13 protein-coding genes are annotated in these 15,605 nt (G+C 63.6%); 7 read left to right on the plus strand and 6 right to left on the minus strand.

From position 1 onward, the window contains the following. Positions 1–101 precede the first annotated feature (101 nt). Positions 102–662 (plus strand): RsmD family RNA methyltransferase, encoded by a 561-nt coding sequence (locus Q7P63_03060; protein ID MDP0499056.1) that lies wholly within the window; start codon positions 102–104, stop codon positions 660–662. Positions 663–785: 123 nt separating this feature from the next. Here Q7P63_03060 and Q7P63_03065 read toward each other — a convergent pair whose 3' ends face one another. Beyond that, on the minus strand, positions 786–1,175 hold the full coding sequence (locus Q7P63_03065) for a metalloregulator ArsR/SmtB family transcription factor (protein MDP0499057.1): 390 nt from the start codon (positions 1,173–1,175) through the stop codon (positions 786–788). Between the two features lie 11 nt (positions 1,176–1,186). Next, complete coding sequence (locus Q7P63_03070; protein ID MDP0499058.1) at positions 1,187–1,798, minus strand: methyltransferase domain-containing protein; 612 nt, start codon at positions 1,796–1,798, stop codon at positions 1,187–1,189. A 111-nt stretch (positions 1,799–1,909) separates the two neighbouring features. Between Q7P63_03070 and Q7P63_03075 the strand changes: the two genes are divergently transcribed. The 4 genes from Q7P63_03075 to Q7P63_03090 all read left to right on the plus strand — a co-directional run bounded on the left by Q7P63_03075 (position 1,910) and on the right by Q7P63_03090 (position 5,847). Next, the gene (locus Q7P63_03075) at positions 1,910–2,380 is read left to right on the plus strand and encodes an NUDIX domain-containing protein (GenBank protein MDP0499059.1); all 471 of its coding nucleotides are present in this window, start codon (positions 1,910–1,912) and stop codon (positions 2,378–2,380) included. 202 nt (positions 2,381–2,582) lie between these two features. Beyond that, positions 2,583–4,124, plus strand: a complete 1,542-nt coding sequence (gene guaA, locus Q7P63_03080) for a glutamine-hydrolyzing GMP synthase (protein MDP0499060.1) — start codon at positions 2,583–2,585, stop codon at positions 4,122–4,124. Between the two features lie 83 nt (positions 4,125–4,207). Further along, positions 4,208–5,197: a hypothetical protein gene (locus Q7P63_03085; protein MDP0499061.1), complete on the plus strand. Its 990-nt coding sequence runs from the start codon at positions 4,208–4,210 to the stop codon at positions 5,195–5,197. 98 nt (positions 5,198–5,295) lie between these two features. Beyond that, positions 5,296–5,847, plus strand: a complete 552-nt coding sequence (locus Q7P63_03090) for an energy transducer TonB (protein ID MDP0499062.1) — start codon at positions 5,296–5,298, stop codon at positions 5,845–5,847. An 11-nt stretch (positions 5,848–5,858) separates the two neighbouring features. Here the strand turns inward: Q7P63_03090 and Q7P63_03095 are convergent, their stop codons facing one another. The 3 genes from Q7P63_03095 to Q7P63_03105 form a co-directional block, all read right to left on the minus strand. Beyond that, positions 5,859–6,791: an SDR family oxidoreductase gene (locus Q7P63_03095; protein ID MDP0499063.1), complete on the minus strand. Its 933-nt coding sequence runs from the start codon at positions 6,789–6,791 to the stop codon at positions 5,859–5,861. A gap of 69 nt (positions 6,792–6,860) precedes the next feature. Then, the gene (gene hisD, locus Q7P63_03100) at positions 6,861–8,162 is read right to left on the minus strand and encodes a histidinol dehydrogenase (protein ID MDP0499064.1); all 1,302 of its coding nucleotides are present in this window, start codon (positions 8,160–8,162) and stop codon (positions 6,861–6,863) included. Between the two features lie 13 nt (positions 8,163–8,175). Continuing rightward, positions 8,176–9,339: a serine hydrolase domain-containing protein gene (locus Q7P63_03105; protein MDP0499065.1), complete on the minus strand. Its 1,164-nt coding sequence runs from the start codon at positions 9,337–9,339 to the stop codon at positions 8,176–8,178. A gap of 162 nt (positions 9,340–9,501) precedes the next feature. Between Q7P63_03105 and Q7P63_03110 the strand changes: the two genes are divergently transcribed. Together Q7P63_03110 and Q7P63_03115 are read left to right on the plus strand one after the other, a co-directional pair. Next, the gene (locus tag Q7P63_03110) at positions 9,502–11,340 is read left to right on the plus strand and encodes a hypothetical protein (GenBank protein ID MDP0499066.1); all 1,839 of its coding nucleotides are present in this window, start codon (positions 9,502–9,504) and stop codon (positions 11,338–11,340) included. A gap of 49 nt (positions 11,341–11,389) precedes the next feature. Next, positions 11,390–13,294, plus strand: coding sequence for a hypothetical protein (locus Q7P63_03115; GenBank protein ID MDP0499067.1), 1,905 nt, complete (start codon positions 11,390–11,392; stop codon positions 13,292–13,294). An 86-nt stretch (positions 13,295–13,380) separates the two neighbouring features. Here the strand turns inward: Q7P63_03115 and Q7P63_03120 are convergent, their stop codons facing one another. Then, on the minus strand, positions 13,381–15,588 hold the full coding sequence (locus tag Q7P63_03120) for a TonB-dependent receptor (protein MDP0499068.1): 2,208 nt from the start codon (positions 15,586–15,588) through the stop codon (positions 13,381–13,383). Between the last annotated feature and the right edge of the window lie 17 nt (positions 15,589–15,605).

The following is a 15,605-nucleotide window of genomic DNA, read 5'->3' on the forward strand; positions in this document are numbered from 1 at the left end:
TTCAGCGCAAACGAGGAGGGAGAACAAATAGCAGAAGGGCCCCCAGATAAAGCAGAATTTATTTTGCCTGCCCCACCCTTCTGCGCTGTATCCTCACGCCCATGCGAATTACCGGAGGCAATGCGCGAGGCATCCCCCTGAAGGTCGGCACCGGCGAAGGCCTGCGCCCGGCCACCGACCGCATGCGCGAAGCTGTCTTTTCCAGCCTCGGCCCGCGGGTGGAAGAAGCCCGCGTGCTCGACCTCTTTGCGGGCTCCGGCGCCTATGGCCTCGAAGCCCTCTCGCGAGGGGCCGCGCACTGCGTGTGGGTAGAGCGTCATCGGCGCACTGCGAGCCTTTTGCGCGCCAATGTGGCCGCAGTTGCCCGCAGCCTGCAAAAAATGGTGGCCGACATTGGCGTGGTGGCCGAGGCAGACGCCCTGCACTTCGACCGCGCGGGCCAGGTAGACCTCGTCTTCGCCGACCCGCCCTACAGCCTGTGGCGCGAGCAACCGCACGCGATCCTCGCCGCCCTCGACCGCCAGCTGGGCGATGGCGACGCCACCGTGGTGCTCGAAGCCCCGGGCGATGTCGACCTCTCCTGGCCCGGCTGGGAGCTGCGCCGACGCCTGGGCAAGGGGCGCGACCAACCCAGCGCGTTGATCTGGCAACGCGCCCAGTAGAAGCTCCCAATCAGAAACAGCGTGCATTCCTTCAGATAAGTCGGTCAAAGCCAGAAATCAAACAGCTGTTTTGCATTTTCGCAAGCCTGTGCTGCAGAAGCACCCGCTCACGCGGCTCACGCCTCAGCAACACCCAATTTCCCCCCGCGCCAACAGCACGCCGATCGGCTCCGGCGCTTCCGAAGTTTCGACCAGGCGCCGCAACAGCGCATCGCGGCGCAGGCGGTCGGCGGTCAACGTTTTCTGGTCGGCCTCGTCGAGCGGCAAATCCAGCATCGCCTCCACCTCGGCTGGCAAGTGGGGCGGCAGGCTGTAGATCGTCCAGTTGTGATGCCGCCGCGCCGTCACCAGCCCGTACGGCTTCAGATAGGCCAGCTGCTTCGAGATCTTCGCCTGCGGCTCGTCCAGAATCTCCTGCAAGTGGCAGACGCAAAGCGGCCCCTGCCGCAACAAGTGGAGGATGCGCCAACGGGTCGGCTCGCTGAAACAACGGAAATAGTGGGCGATCGACATCGAGTATCCGCTCAAGATGGCACCGCTGCCCCACCGACGCGAACGAATTTACACCGGCGGTAAAGCCGCACTTCCTCACCGTCCTCGCGCTCCGGGAATTTCTCCGTGGGCAGCCAGCGCGCCACCAGCTCGAAGCAGGGCTCGAAGAGGCGGTCCAGCTCCGCCGGTTGCACGCCGAACGGCGGCCCCGTGACCACGTGCGGCTCCAGAAAAAAGATCCCCAGCAAATGGCCGCCCGGCCTTAGCAGCTCGGCCATCCGCCGCACGTAAGCAGGCCGCTCGCGCGGCGGGATCGCGCAAAAACACGTGTGCTCCACCACCCAGTCGAAACGCCCCAGCCGCGCCGCCGGGCTGTGCAGCGCGTCGCACAACGCAAAGCGCAGCCCCGGCCTGCCATACCGCGCCTGTGCCGCCCGCACCGCCGTGGCCGAAATATCCACGCCCAGCACCTCCGCCTGCGGGCCTGCCAAAGCAGCAGCATCGTGCCCGCGACCGCAGCCCGGCACGAGGATGCGTCCGGATGGGCGGTGCCGCCGCAGCCACTCCACCAGCGGCGGCGCGGCCTGACCCTTGTCCCAACCATGGCGCCCGATCCGGTAGCGGTAGTCCCAATCCACACTCATAACCACCACCCAAAGCCGCCTTGGCCACGCCCGCAAGCACACCATGGCCGGAAACCTCGATGCAGAGGCTTGCCACCAGCCGCCCGACTGCTTTACGCATTGATGGCTTCTATGGCCCGCATCAAACCCATCCGTTCGGCCGCCCGCGCCGTCATCATCCATGAGGGCAAGCTGCTGGCTACCAAGATGCGGGACTGGCGCGGCATTTATTACATCCTGCCCGGTGGTGGCCAACTGCCCGGCGAGACGCTCGAAGACACCGTGCGCCGCGAGTGCCTCGAAGAAGTCGGTGTGGAAGTCGAAGTCGACCGCCTGCTCTACGTGCGCGAGTACATCGGCCGCAACCACCGCTTTTCCAAGAGCCACGCCGGCTTCCACCAGCTCGAGCACGTCTTCCGCTGCCACATCACCGATCCACTGGCAGTCCACATCGGCCACGAGTGCGACAACCACCAGATCGGCGTCGCCTGGCTCTCGCTCGACAACATCCAGGCCGTGCCCTTTTACCCGTCGGTGATCAAACAATACTTCACCGGCGACGACCTGCAGGTCCCCCGCATGTACCTGGGCGACTGTAATTGAAATAGAAAAAGGCAGATTCTCTCACGAAGGGCACGAAGACACAAAGAACTGAAAATTGGATTGGGAACCTTTGTGTCTCTGTGCCCTTCGTGAGAGAAACCGTATTTAAATTCGGGCTTGATTTTTCCCGTGCGAATACCCTTGCCGGGCTGGGACGAACCTGCTTAGGTGCCCAATTTCCCTTTTGCCGCGCACGGAAACCATGAGCCAGATTATCGCCGTCCTCGACTTCGGGTCCCAATATACGCAAGTCATCGCGCGCCGTTTGCGCGAATGCTCCGTCTATTCGAAGGTCTACCGCTACGACGTCCCCGTCAGCCAGCTCAAAGCCGAAGGGGTGCAAGGCGTCATCCTCTCCGGCGGGCCCAGCAGCGTGCTGAAGCCCGACAGCCCCAAGCCCGAGAAGGAGATCTTCGAGCTCGGCGTGCCCGTCCTCGGTATCTGCTACGGCCTCCAGCTCTGCGGCCACATGCTCGGCGGCGAAGTCCTCCCCTCCAATGAGCGCGAATACGGCCGCGGCACCCTCACAGTGGTCGAGCCCGACAGCCCGCTCTTCGACGGCGTAAAGCACCAGATCCGCGTCTGGAACAGCCACGGCGACAAGCTCACCCGCCTGCCCAATGGCTTCCGCGCCATCGGCGAGACCGAAAACAGCTCCTTTGCTGCGATCGAAAACCCCGAGCGCCACTTCTACGCCCTCCAGTTCCACCCCGAAGTGTTCCACAGCGAACAGGGGCAGGACATCATCCGCAATTTCGTCTTCAACATCTGCCAGTGCCGGGGCGACTGGACGATGGCCAACTACGCCGAGCAAGCCATCGAGCGCATCCGTGAGACCGTGGGCGACCGCCACGTGATCCTCGGCCTCTCCGGCGGGGTCGACAGCTCCGTCGCTGCCGCGCTCATCCACAAGGCCATCGGCACCCAGCTCACCTGCGTCTTTGTCGACAACGGCCTGCTGCGCAAGAACGAGCGTGCGGCCGTCGAAAAGCTCTTTGGCGACAACTTCCACATGAACCTCGTGGTGGCCGACGCCCGCGAGCTCTTCCTGACGCGCCTCGCCGGCGTCACCGACCCCGAGCAAAAGCGCAAGATCATCGGCCGCACCTTCGTCGAAGTCTTCGACGCCGAGGTGGAGAAGATCGGCGAAGTCGACTTCCTCGCCCAGGGCACGATCTACCCCGACATCATCGAGAGCGTGCCGATCGGCAACAACCCGGCCGCCCTCATCAAGAGCCACCACAACGTCGGCGGCCTGCCCGAGCACATGAAGCTCAAGGTGCTCGAGCCGCTCAACCAGCTCTTCAAGGACGAAGTGCGCAAGCTCGGCGAAGAGCTCGGGCTGCCCAAGAGCGTCGTCTGGCGCCAGCCCTTCCCCGGCCCCGGCCTCGCCGTCCGCGTGCTCGACGCCGTGACGGAGGAAAACCTCCGCATCGTGCGCGAAGCCGACCATATCCTGCTCGAAGAAATGAAAGCGGCCGATCTCTATTACAAGGTCTGGCAAAGCTTCGCCGTCTTCCTCCCCGTCCGCACCGTGGGCGTGATGGGCGACGAACGCACCTACGACTTCGTCATCGCCCTGCGCATCGTCGAAAGCACCGACGCCATGACGGCCGACTGGTCTTACCTGCCCCACGACCTCCTGCAGCGCATCTCCAGCCGCATCATCAACGAGGTCAAAGGCGTCAACCGCGTCTGCCTCGACATCTCCAGCAAGCCGCCGTCCACCATTGAGTGGGAATAAGCCGCGGGGAGATATATTTTCCCATTCAATAGCAAGCGCCATAACCGCTTGCTATTTTTTGTGCCTCAATTTAAGCCGGGCCAATGCCTCAAACGACCGAAAGCAGCAACCGCCGGGCGCAGAGTTGGCCCTTTTTGCGATATGAGCGTTTCGAAGAAACTCTGCGACAAGCGGCGAGCACATGGTTTGAAGCGCGAGGCTACACCACCGCGCCAGGGAAAGGTTATTGTCTTCAAGATCTGACCCAGTGGCCACGGAATATCATCTGCCCTGAAGTCACTGACTACATTCAGGCTCACCAGGCTGATTGCAGAGGCAAAAAGACTTTCCTACTTCACAAATACCTCCATCACGGCCTCAGCAGCCAAGCTATGGTTTTCAACCTCCTGGGCCCTCTTATCCTGAGACATGATTGGGAACCGCTACGAAGCGTGGTGGCCAAAGCAGGCCTGCCTTGGCCGCAGGGAGAAATAACTGCACACCTCGAATTTACGGATCGGTCAGTCTTCAACGAAGACACTCGACAGCCGACCTCCATCGACCTGCTACTTCAAGGTAATGACGGTGGCAGCATCTTCATCGAAGCTAAACTCGCCGAAAAATCATTCGGAGGATGTTCTCAGTTTGCGAACGGTAACTGCGCCGGGGCAAATCCCTTCCCTGGTCATCTCGACGACTGTTACCTGCATTACATTGGGCGCACCTACTGGGATCTCCTTAAAGAGCAGGGTTTTGGCCACCAACCGATCCTCCAAGGGCCGATCTGCGCCTTTGCCAATTATTACCAGTTCTTCCGTGAACTGGCATTTGCCCGCGCGCAAGGAGGCTCCTTTCTACTCCTGCACGACCAGCGCAATCCCTCCTTTCTACGCCCCTCCATAACAAGTGGCCAAGACCAAGGACTTTGGACGCTCTTGACCGCATCCCTACCGGAAAAGCATCAAAGTCATATCGGACGGATCACGATCCAAGACCTCGTAAAAGCGATTGAAGAGAGCCGGAGGCACAACGATTGGATTGAAGTGTTCAAAGCGAAATACGCTCTGCTTGGGGCCGAGACGGCTTCCGCTTAAGATACACCGGCAACGGGGTGCGCTTTTTTGTGCCTCCTGAAGGTACCCCCTCACATCTACCTTGCCATCTATCGTTTGGCAGCCTCATCTTGATCTTGATGAAGCTGCTACCTATCCTGCTCTGCCTCTGCGCTCTGACTTCCTCCCTCCTCGCTCAGGCCGGGCGGATCGAGCAGGTCCGCAATGCCAACGGTTCCCTTTGGCTGGACCTCGCCACGAGCAGCAACGACGAGTACCGCCTCGCCTACCTCCGCCCGGGAGACCGTAACTGGACCGTCGACGACTCTACCCGCTTCAAGGCACGGGGATCCACCCACACGTTCCCTCTTCCTACCCACCTCCAGAACGCGAGCCAGGCCGTCTACTTCTACCTGCAGACGTATAGCGCGATGCCAAAGATGATCGGGCGGCCCAACATCCAGTATCCGCTGGATATGAAGTATCAACTGAAGGAGGGTGAGGTGGTCGTCAAATTTGTGATCCAGAGCGATGGCACGGTAGGCCAAATTATCGTCGAATCCTCGACCCACGAGTCATTCACCAATGCCGTCTTGCCCGCCCTCCGGGAGCTACGCTACACCCCCATGGTCAAAGAGGCCAGGACCGTAAACGTCTGGGTCCGCCAGCCATTCCCCTTCAACCTGCGCTAAACCCGGGCCTTCTACCGATACCCCGTCGCGTCCGCTGCCTTGCCGGTCTCGATCACCTCGCGCATGTAGCGCCAGCAGTCCGGGCGGGAGCCGTCCACATCGTCAAAACCGTAGACTTTGGCCATTTGACCGCTGGATAGGGATTGGCCGCTCCAACGCGCACGGTCGGGGTCGGCGGCGAGGGCAGCCACTGCCCGGCCCACAAAGCGCGGACTCTCCGAGATGACGAAATGCGGCTCCTTCGCCGCCCCATCCCGCCAGTTGGCCTCCGTCACGCCAAAAATCTCCAGCATGATCTCCGAACGCATCCAGCCGGGCGTCATGGAGACGGCCGTGCCGCCATGCGGTTTCAACTCCTGCGCCAGCGACCAGCCGAGGCGGTTGATCGACGTCTTCGCCAGGTCGTAAAAGGCTGAGAGCCGGTAATTGTGCGCGTTGTAATCGGCCGTGCCGTCGGTCATCTCCACCAGCAGGCTACCCGGCTGCTCGATCAACAGCGGCAGCGCATGGTGCGCCGTGATCAAGTGCGTCTCGACAGCCAGCCGCAAGAGCCGCAGCCCCTTTTCCAGCGAGTGCGCCCACACCGGCTGATTCCACTCCACCAGATATTCGCCGCCCCAGATATCGTTGACCAACACATCCAGCCGGCCCTGCTCCCGCCGGATCCGCTCGACCAGCGCCGCCACTTCCGTCGGCTCCAGGTGGTCGACCCGCACCGCGATGCCCTGGCCGCCCGCCGCCGTCACCAGCTCAGCCGTCTCCTCGATCGTCTCCGGTCGGTTATACTCCGAGCGCTGCTCACGCGTCGTCCGCCCCGTCACATACACGGTCGCACCCGCCGCGCCCAGCTCGACCGCGCCCCCACGCCCTGCCCCACGCGTCCCGCCCGCCACCAAAGCCACCTTGCCCCGCAACGGGCGTTCCACCGTTTTATGTCCGTCCATCCAGACGAGTTTTGCGAAGAAGGGCGAGGCGGCAAGCCCGAGGATATGGGGAGATGAGCTGCCCCCTTCCTACTCCTCCCTTAACCGCACTTCGAGGCTTTCGCCGTGGGCGTCGAGTTGTTCGAGGCGGGAGAAGGCGCGGACGACGTGTTGGGCCTTTTTCAGCGAGTCGCGCCGGTAGTGCGTGATGCTGCTGCGACGCAGGAAGTCCGTGATCTGGAGGCCGCTGAAGAAGCGCCCGCTGCGCAGGGTGGGCAGCGTGTGGTTGGGGCCCGCGGCAAAGTCGCCCAAGACGGTGGGCGTCTCGTGGCCACAGAAAATTGCGCCGGCGGTGGTGATGTCGCGGCAAAGGAAGTCAATCTCCTCGTCGGCCACCTGCAGCTCAAGGTGCTCAGGGGCAACGTAGTTGGCCACCTGCACCGCCGCCGCAAGGCTGGGCGTGACGATGGCGAGGAAGCCCTCGTCGAGCACCGGACGCAACCGCTCCAGACGCTTCAGCATGGGCTCCTGGCGCGCGAGTTCGTCGAGGATGCGGTCGAGCGTCAACTCGTCCGGCACGGTGAGAAACAGCTTTTCGCGCCCGCTGCCGTGCTCGGCCTGCGCGAGCAGATCGGCCGCAACGTAGGCCGGGTGGGCGCTCCGGTCGGTGATGATCATGACCTCGCTCGGGCCGGCGAGAATGTCGATACCAACGGTGCCGAGCACCTGGCGCTTGGCCTCGTTGACGTAGGCGTTGCCGGGGCCGTAGATCTTGCAGACCGGCTGGATCGTCTCCGTGCCGTAGGCCATCGCGGCAATCGCCTGAGCCCCGCCCACGCTGTAGACCTCCTCCACGCCGCAAAGCGCGAAGGCCGCCAGCAGGCCGGGGTTGACCTTGCCGTCCTTGCCCGGAGGTGTGCAGGCGACGATGCTGGGGCAGCCGGCGAGCTTGGCCAACGTGGCCGTCATGACAACGGTCGAGACCAGCGGCACCTGACCGCCGGGGATGTAGAGGCCCACGCGCTCGATCGGGTAAAAACGCTCGCCCACCGTGGCACCGTGGCGATTCTGGCCGCTCCAGTCTTGCGGCAGGCCCTTTTCGTGGAAGTCGCGCACGTTGGCGATGGCCTCCTCGATGGCGGCGCGCGTCTCGTCGTCCAGCGCATCGGCTGCGGCGCGCATCTGGTCGCGGGGCACGCGCAGCTGCGCCGGGGTCAGAGTTACGCCGTCGTATCGCTCGGTCGAACGGCAAAGCGCCGCGTTGCCGCCGGCCTTCACCTCGCTAAGGATGCCGGAAACGGCGTCCGCGATGCTGCGTGGCGTCTCGTTGACGGCGCAAAAATCGGCCAACTGCTGCTCGAAATCGGGCTGGTTGAACTCCAGTCGCTGCATGATGAAGACCAGCCTAGAGCAATGCGCGCCCAAGATAAAGCGGGAATCGCGTCGGCGGACAATCCGGGCGAGGAACGGCACCTACTCCAACGCTTGCACCAGGGCCAAGGCGAAGGCTTCCACGTTGCCCTCCCCCGTCAGCGCCACGGCGACAAAGGCCTGCTTTTCGCGCGAATAGGCGACAATCGCTTTCGCGCCGGGCATCCCGCCGCTGTGGCCGAGCCAGACATCCGTGACGTTGGGGTCGGCCGCCTGCAAGCGGTAGACCATCACACCTTGGCCGTAGCTCTGCACCGGGGAGCCAAACATCGGGTGCAGCGTGGCAAACATCTCCGCCACGGCTCCCGGCGGCACCACCTTGCCCGCGAGAAACGCCCGCCAGGCCAATGCCAGATCGAGCGGTGAGGCCGCGACCGCCCCGGCCGCGTAGGGCGTGGTGAGGTCGTGCTGCGGGCTTGCCCTTCGCCTCCGCCGGCAGCGCTACGTCATCCGGCTGGGCACGCGGAGCCAGGGCGGCGGCGTGCTTGAGCCCCAAGGGGGCAAAGATCCGCCGGTTGACCACCTCGTGGTAGGGCGCACCCTCCACCTGTTCAATGATCTGGCCCAGCAGGATGTAGCCGGTGTTGGAGTAGTGCCAATGCGCGCCGGGGCAGAAGGCCGGGTCGTGCCGCAGCGCCACCTTCAGGAGATCACCCGGTGACTTGTAGCCGTGCTGTTCACGAAACTTGCGGTCTTCCTGAAAGCTGAAAATGCCGCTCGTGTGCTCCAGCAGATGACGGACGGTGATCAGCTCGGCATAAGGCACCTGCGGGGCGAAATCTGCCAGCGTCTGATCATACCGCAGCTTGCCTTCTTCGACCAACTGCACGACCACCATCGCGGTAAAAGCCTTGCCCACGCTGGCCCACCAGAAGCGCCCCGGCGCCTCGCCCTCGCGCGAGCGACTGGCTGCCCAAGTGCGCCCATCCGCCGTGATCACCGCCAGCCCCAGGTGCCCCGCCTGCACACGCCCCCAGCCCTGCTCCAGCACGGCATCGAGGGCGGCTTTCTGCGGCGCACTCACCTCACCCTTGATCGCCGGAAGATCGACCAAGGCAATCGCGCCCTCCAAGGTGGGAGCGAGTGGGTCTTGATAAGTCTCAGCGGAGGTGCAGTCGAGCTTTGGCTTGGCCTCCATGAAGGCAGGGATGCAAAAACAAACGATCCCGAAAGCGAGAGAAGGCAACTTACGGATCATAGGTCCGTTGATATCGATGGGCCGGAGGCAATGCAACCGTCTTGAGGATGAACGGCAGCCGCGCCTTGACCCTTTGGCACCGAAGCGAGATAACGGCACGCAATGTCGTCTCGCCCCTCTCGCACGCTGTATCTCGGTTACTTCCTGGTGCTGCCGTGCCTGTTTCTCTATGCCTACTGGCCGGCCCTCAGCCTCACCTATGGTCACTTCGACGACTACTGGGTGATCACCTGTAACTACCTCGAACCGCTGCCCTGGCTCAACAACACCTTTAGCGGGCATGGGCGGCCGATCTACGGCATTCTCACCAAACTCTCGTTTCTGCTGATCGACGGGGTGCCTGCCCTCAAGTGGGTCCGTCTCTGGGGCGTCTTCAACCTGATCGTGCTGTGCCTTAGCCTGTTTTACACGCTACGCTGGCATAGCAAGCGCCCCCTTCTGGCCGCAGGGCTCAGCCTGCTGGCCACGCTGACCCCTTCGACTGCGATCTATGCCGGGTGGGCCGTCTGCGCACCCTTTGCCCTCTCGGCCGCCCTAGCGGTATGGGCCGCCCACCTGCATGTCGCCGCACCAACGCTCCGCCAGTTCTGGCTGTCATACCGCGCTCCGCTGGCGCTCTTGCTGTTTCTCACCGCCTCCTGCATCTACCAATCGGCCGCGCTACATCTCCCCGCCGCTCTGCTGGCCTTTTACCTCGTGAGCCCGCGCGAACGTTGGTCGTACGCCAGGCTGCTACACGGGCTGGGCTTTGCGTTGCTCACCAGCGGCCTCTACTTTATCGCCTACAAGGTAGCCGTTGCCACCGTGCTGGCCCATAGCGCCGGCGTCGAGCGTGCGGCCCTGTCCCTCGACCTACCAGCCATCTACGCCTACGCCAGCGAACGCCTGATCCCCCGCGTCTTTGAGCTGTGGGGAACACTGCTGCCGAGCTGGAGCCTGCTCTGGATGGGCGCGACGGGGCTGCTGTCGCTGCTGGGGCTGCGCGAAGTCTGCCGCCGCCAATGCCTCCCTGCCTATCACGTCTCGCTGCTGGCGGTGCTGTGCACCGGGGTCATCGTTTTCACCTGGGCACCCAATCTCATCGTCAGTGGCCGCGTCAGCTTCTTCCGCACGCTCAACGCATCCTATCTGGTGACGCTCACGCTGGCCGGGCTCGGAGCCGCCGAAGCCGTCCGCTGCCTTGCGCGGGCTTGGCCAGCCGCCCGTGGAGCGCGCTATGGCCTCGCGGGTGCCGCAGTGGTGCTCTTCGCCTATCAAGCGCATTACCATCTTCAGCACGGTTATGCAGGGGTCAACCACCACGAATACACCGTCCTGCGCAGTGCAGTTGAGCGGGAGTTCGACGCCTTCCCCTGGGGGATCGATTACATCCCGCCGCTGGAACACCTCGACGACCCTGCCTACCCGGCCCAAGTGGACGAATATGGGCTGCTTTCCAGCTCCCTGGACGGCTACGAGACCAATGTGCTCACCTCGATTGCCTGGGATGCCTTTGGCGTCCCGCCTGCCCACGAACGGAGCCGCGTCCCTCTGCAGCGCCGCCATTGGTACGACGACGAGGCCTACGCTCAACCTCACCTGATCAACGGCCTGCAACTCATCCACGGCTATGACCCGCGAGAAGGGCCGCAAGGTGAGCCTGTGGAGACGATTGAGCACCCATATTTCGGCCCCTTGAAGGTCTTTCGCCACCACTGGTACGAATCACCCTGGCTCGGGCGGTTTTACATGACGGACTTCCCGGTGATCCACCACGAAGAGTATGGCGAATTTCTGTTTTATGCCGACATTGAGCCGCCCTACTGGGTGTCGACTCAACGCTTCGGAACCATCTGGCTTTATCCGGAATCGTTCCCCGATTACTACGACCAGGCCAGCGCCCAGTGGATGCACCCCGACGGCTCGGAAGCCACTCCACACCCTTCACTACAGAAGAAGTAGGCCAGCCGCGCCTTGACCCTTTGGCGCCAAGGCGAGATAACGGCACGCGATGTCGCCTCAATCCTCTCGCATGCTGCGCCTCGGCTACCTGCTGCTACTACCCTGCCTCTTTCTCTATGCCTATTGGCCAGCGTTCAGCCTCGATTACGGCCATTTCGACGACTACTGGCTGCTCGTCTGCAACCACCTCGACCCGCTGCCCTGGATCAACAACGCCTTCTGGGGGCACGGGCGCCCCGTCTACGGCCTGCTGGTCAAGCTCTCGTTCCTGTTTGCCGACAGCGTGCCCGACCTCAAGTGGATCCGTCTCTGGGGCCTTGCCAACCTGCTCATCTTCAGTCTCTCGCTCTTTTATACGCTGCACTGGCACAGCCGCCGCCGGCTGCTCGCCGCAGGCCTGAGCCTGCTGGCCACCCTCACTCCAGCCACCACCATTTACACCGGGTGGGCGGTCTGCGCCCCCTTCTCGCTGGCGGCAGCCCTCGCAGTATGGTCGGCCCACCTCTGCGTCGCCGCCCCCTCGATCCGGCAGTTCTGGCTCTCCTACCGCGCCCCGCTCGCCATGGCGCTCTTCCTCATCGCGTCGTGCATCTACCAGTCGGCAGCGCTGCACCTGCCCGCCGCGCTGCTTGCGTTCTACTTTGTCGGCCGTCGCGAGCGCTGGTCGTACCGCCAACTGGCCCACGGCCTTGGCTTTTCGGTACTCGTCTGCGGGCTCTACTTCGCCGCCTACAAGGTCGCAGCGGCCACCGTGCTGGCCCAGAGCCCAGGGGTTGAGCGCGCGGCCATCTCACTCGAGCCGACGGCCATCCTCGCCTTTGCCGCCCAGCAGCTCCTGCCCCGCGCTTTCGAGCTATGGGGGGCGCTCCTTCCCGGCTGGGGATGGGTCTGGATCGCCGCCACGGCGGCCCTCTGCCTGCTCGGGCTGCTCGGCATCTGTCGGCGCTTCGGGCTGGCACCCTATCACATCGTGCCGCTCTTGCTGGCCTGCGGTCTCGCCCTCGGCATCTGCTGGGCGCCCAACCTCATCGTCCCCCTACGGGTCAGCTTTTTCCGCACGATCAGTGCCCCCTATCTACTGAGCCTCACGGTGGCGACCCTCGGCGTGGCGGAGCTCCTGCGCTACATGAGCCGCAAATGGCCCCAGGCTCGCGCCGCCGCTCTACCGCTCACGGCAGCCGTCGTCCTGCTCTTTGCCTACCAGACCCACTACCACCTGCTGCATGGCCATGCGGGCGTAAACCACCGCGAATACAGCGGGCTGAAGGCGGCACTGCAGGACACGTTCGACGCCGTGCCGACGCAGGTGACTTACATCGCCCCGCTCGACTACCTCGACGACCCGGCCTACCCCGTGCGCGAAGACGAATTTGGCTTCATGTCGACCTTTCTCGCCGCCTACCAGACCAACGTCTTGACCATCATCGCATGGGATGCCTTCGGCCTGCCCCCCAAAAGCGAACGTCAGCTGCTGGACATCAGCAACTACCACTGGTACGAGACGGCCGCCTACCACCAGCCCAACCTCATCAACGGCTTTGAGCGCGTCCACCGCTACGACCCGCGCGGAGGGGCCGATCAGGAGGTGCCGCTGGAGACGATTGAGCACCCCTACCTGGGCACGCTCGAAGTCTTCCCGGACGATTGGTTCGAGTCTCCCTGGCTGGGTCGCTTCCAGATGACGGACTTTCCCCGAATCTACCACCCCATCTACGGCCGCATCCGCTTTTACCCCGACGCCGAGCGTTATTGGGCCACGACGCCCGCCTATGGGGTCGTCTGGTTTTCCGCCGAGACCTTCCCTACCTTTTTCCACCAGGGAGAAGAGGACTGGAAGCGCCTGGAATTGTTCGAAGGGCCGCCCCCCACTCCCCAGGCACCCTGGCACAAAAAGAGGGAGGGCAATACTTCGCCACTCCCTCGCCAAGATCAGAACGTTGAGACTGCGCCCTAGAGCAGTTCCGTTTTAATCCGAATCAACAAAACGCTGGGGGCTCAAAGTAGCTCCCACCCGCTGTTTCATCCTAAACCGGACATACTCTAGAAGCTGAGCGTCGCGCTGGCCATAAAGGTGCGCGGCGCACCGACGGTCAGGTAGCCCGCATTGGGGTAACCTCCGGCAGAAGCCCAGTAGTCCTTGTCGGCCACGTTTTCGACGCGTGCCCGCAGGGTCAGCAACTGGTCCTGGCCCACCGGCAGGCTGTAGCGCAGGCCGAGGTCGTAACGCACCCACGAAGGCACTTCGAGTGTATTGGCGGCATCCGCAAACTGGCTGCTGGTGTAGATCACGCGACCATCCACCGAGAGGCCGTCGACGAAGGGCAGCATCCACTCGAGGCCGAGGTTGGCCTGCTTTTCGGGCGAGCCGATGGCGTTCATGCCGTTTTCCAGCTCTGCGTCGAGCAGGCTGATACCGCCGAGCACCTTCAGGCTTTCAAACAGCTCGCCATAGACGGAGAGCTCGATGCCATAATTGTCCTGCCCGTCGAGCACGCGGAAGTAGTTGTCGGCATCGTAGCCGGCCACGGGCTTGTCGCTCTTGAACAGGCCCAGCGAGCCGCCAAAGCGCCCGAAGTCGGCCTTTACGCCCACCTCATACTGGGTGGTGTCGAGGGGCGCGAGCACTTCGCCTGCATTCGGCACCGGGAGCCCATTGTTGGTCGCGTTCGCAACGTCGCCCTTGACCAGGCCCTCGATGTAGTTGCCGTAGACGGACACTTGCTCGGTCAGCTTGAAGAGCACGCCGCCCACCGGGGTAGCCTTGCCCTCGTCGTACCGGGCGCTCAGGGCGCCGCGCGAGCCGACCGAATAGAGGTAGCTCTTGGTGTCGATGCTTTGGTAGCGCCAGCCCGCCGTCACCAGCAGGCGTTCCTCCAGGGCCGAAAGCTGGTAGGCGATCGCCACACTCGACATCTTGGTCCGCTCCGTCTCCTGCGGATCGGAAACCTCACCTCCGGTAAACCAGTCTGCCGCCGGAGCGGCCTGCGGCACCGGGTTGTAAATATTGCTGATGACGGCATCGCCGGCCGACATCGCGTAGGCGTTCTTCGACTTGAACTGGTGAGCGGCCCCCGTGACGGTGATCTCGTGGCCAAACGAGCCGGTTTCGAAGCTAGCACGAGCACCGATCTCGCCGGTCAGCACCACATCTTCGCGGCCCGTATCAAAGCGGCTGGCCTCGGTGTAGCCGGAAGCGTCTCGCACATTGGGGTTGGCAAAGCTGGAAGCCTCCATGCCCTTGCGCGCGCCGGCAGCACCCCACACCGTCACATACTCGCTCACGTCGTATTCGCCGCGCAAGGTACCGAAGACGTCTTCCTCATCGGAGTAGGTCCAAGGTTGGGCGATGGCGGAATCCGCCTTGGGGGCCTTCAGGATACGCGTCGGTTCGGAAGTCCGGGCCGGGGTAAACGCAAACGTGATGCTGGGCATGGAGCCCTCGATCTCGTTGTTCTGGTAACCGAGATCGGCGGAGAGGCGAAACTTGTCGGCACGGAAATCCAGACCGATCGCGCCGACGGTCGTCTTGACCGACTCGCCGTCGACCACCGTCCCGCCGTTGCGGTTGGCCACATTCACGCGCACGCCCACCTGGTCGTCCTGGAAGCGACGGGCCACATCGGCCGCCACGTAGAGTTGGCCGCCCGACTGGATACCTGTGGTCAAAGCCGTCAGCGGGTCGCTCGGGGCGCGCTTGGGCATCACATTGACGGCGCCGCCCAGGCCGCTGCCGCCCGGGGCTGCGCCATTGAGGAAGGTATTGGCCCCGCGCATCACTTCCACGCGCTCGATCAGCTCCGCCGCAAGGTATTGGCGGGGCAGCAGGCCGTAAAGGCCGTTGTAGGCCATGTCGTCGGAGTAGATCGGCAGGCCGCGCACAAGGTAGAGCTGCTGAAGGTTGCCGAAGCCACGAGCCACGCGCACCGCCGGGTCGTTGAGCAACACATCGCCCACGCTCTCGGCCTGCTGGTTCTGGATGAACTCGCTGGTGTAAGCCGTGAGGCTGAAAGGCGTCTCCAGCAAGTCGCGGCTGCCGAGCAGGCCGATCCGGCCCCCACGCGCCACCTGACCGCCGGCGTAGGGGAGCGTAAGCCCTTCCGCCGAAGCGTCGGCACTGGCCTGCACCGGGTATTCGGCCAGGTCGTAAACCGGCTCGTTGGATTCTTCCCCATTGGCTTGCGCCAAAGCGAGCGGGCTGAACGCACACGCAGCGAGGGAAAGGGTGGAAAGCTGAAGGAATCGGCTCATGTTAATGAGACCCGATC

The organism is Verrucomicrobiota bacterium JB022, assembly GCA_030673845.1.
Lineage (GTDB): Bacteria > Verrucomicrobiota > Verrucomicrobiia > Opitutales > Oceanipulchritudinaceae > WOUP01.

Excerpts from the sequence above, each read along its gene's own strand:
- Q7P63_03060 (MDP0499056.1), top strand. The coding sequence starts at position 102 with ATGCGAATTACCGGAGGCAATGCGCGAGGCATCCCCCTGAAGGTCGGC.
- Q7P63_03065 (MDP0499057.1), bottom strand. The coding sequence starts at position 1,175 with ATGTCGATCGCCCACTATTTCCGTTGTTTCAGCGAGCCGACCCGTTGG.
- Q7P63_03070 (MDP0499058.1), bottom strand. The coding sequence starts at position 1,798 with ATGAGTGTGGATTGGGACTACCGCTACCGGATCGGGCGCCATGGTTGG.
- Q7P63_03075 (MDP0499059.1), top strand. The coding sequence starts at position 1,910 with ATGGCCCGCATCAAACCCATCCGTTCGGCCGCCCGCGCCGTCATCATC.
- guaA (MDP0499060.1), top strand. The coding sequence starts at position 2,583 with ATGAGCCAGATTATCGCCGTCCTCGACTTCGGGTCCCAATATACGCAA.
- Q7P63_03085 (MDP0499061.1), top strand. The coding sequence starts at position 4,208 with ATGCCTCAAACGACCGAAAGCAGCAACCGCCGGGCGCAGAGTTGGCCC.
- Q7P63_03090 (MDP0499062.1), top strand. The coding sequence starts at position 5,296 with ATGAAGCTGCTACCTATCCTGCTCTGCCTCTGCGCTCTGACTTCCTCC.
- Q7P63_03095 (MDP0499063.1), bottom strand. The coding sequence starts at position 6,791 with ATGGACGGACATAAAACGGTGGAACGCCCGTTGCGGGGCAAGGTGGCT.
- hisD (MDP0499064.1), bottom strand. The coding sequence starts at position 8,162 with ATGCAGCGACTGGAGTTCAACCAGCCCGATTTCGAGCAGCAGTTGGCC.
- Q7P63_03105 (MDP0499065.1), bottom strand. The coding sequence starts at position 9,339 with ATGGAGGCCAAGCCAAAGCTCGACTGCACCTCCGCTGAGACTTATCAA.
- Q7P63_03110 (MDP0499066.1), top strand. The coding sequence starts at position 9,502 with ATGTCGTCTCGCCCCTCTCGCACGCTGTATCTCGGTTACTTCCTGGTG.
- Q7P63_03115 (MDP0499067.1), top strand. The coding sequence starts at position 11,390 with ATGTCGCCTCAATCCTCTCGCATGCTGCGCCTCGGCTACCTGCTGCTA.
- Q7P63_03120 (MDP0499068.1), bottom strand. The coding sequence starts at position 15,588 with ATGAGCCGATTCCTTCAGCTTTCCACCCTTTCCCTCGCTGCGTGTGCG.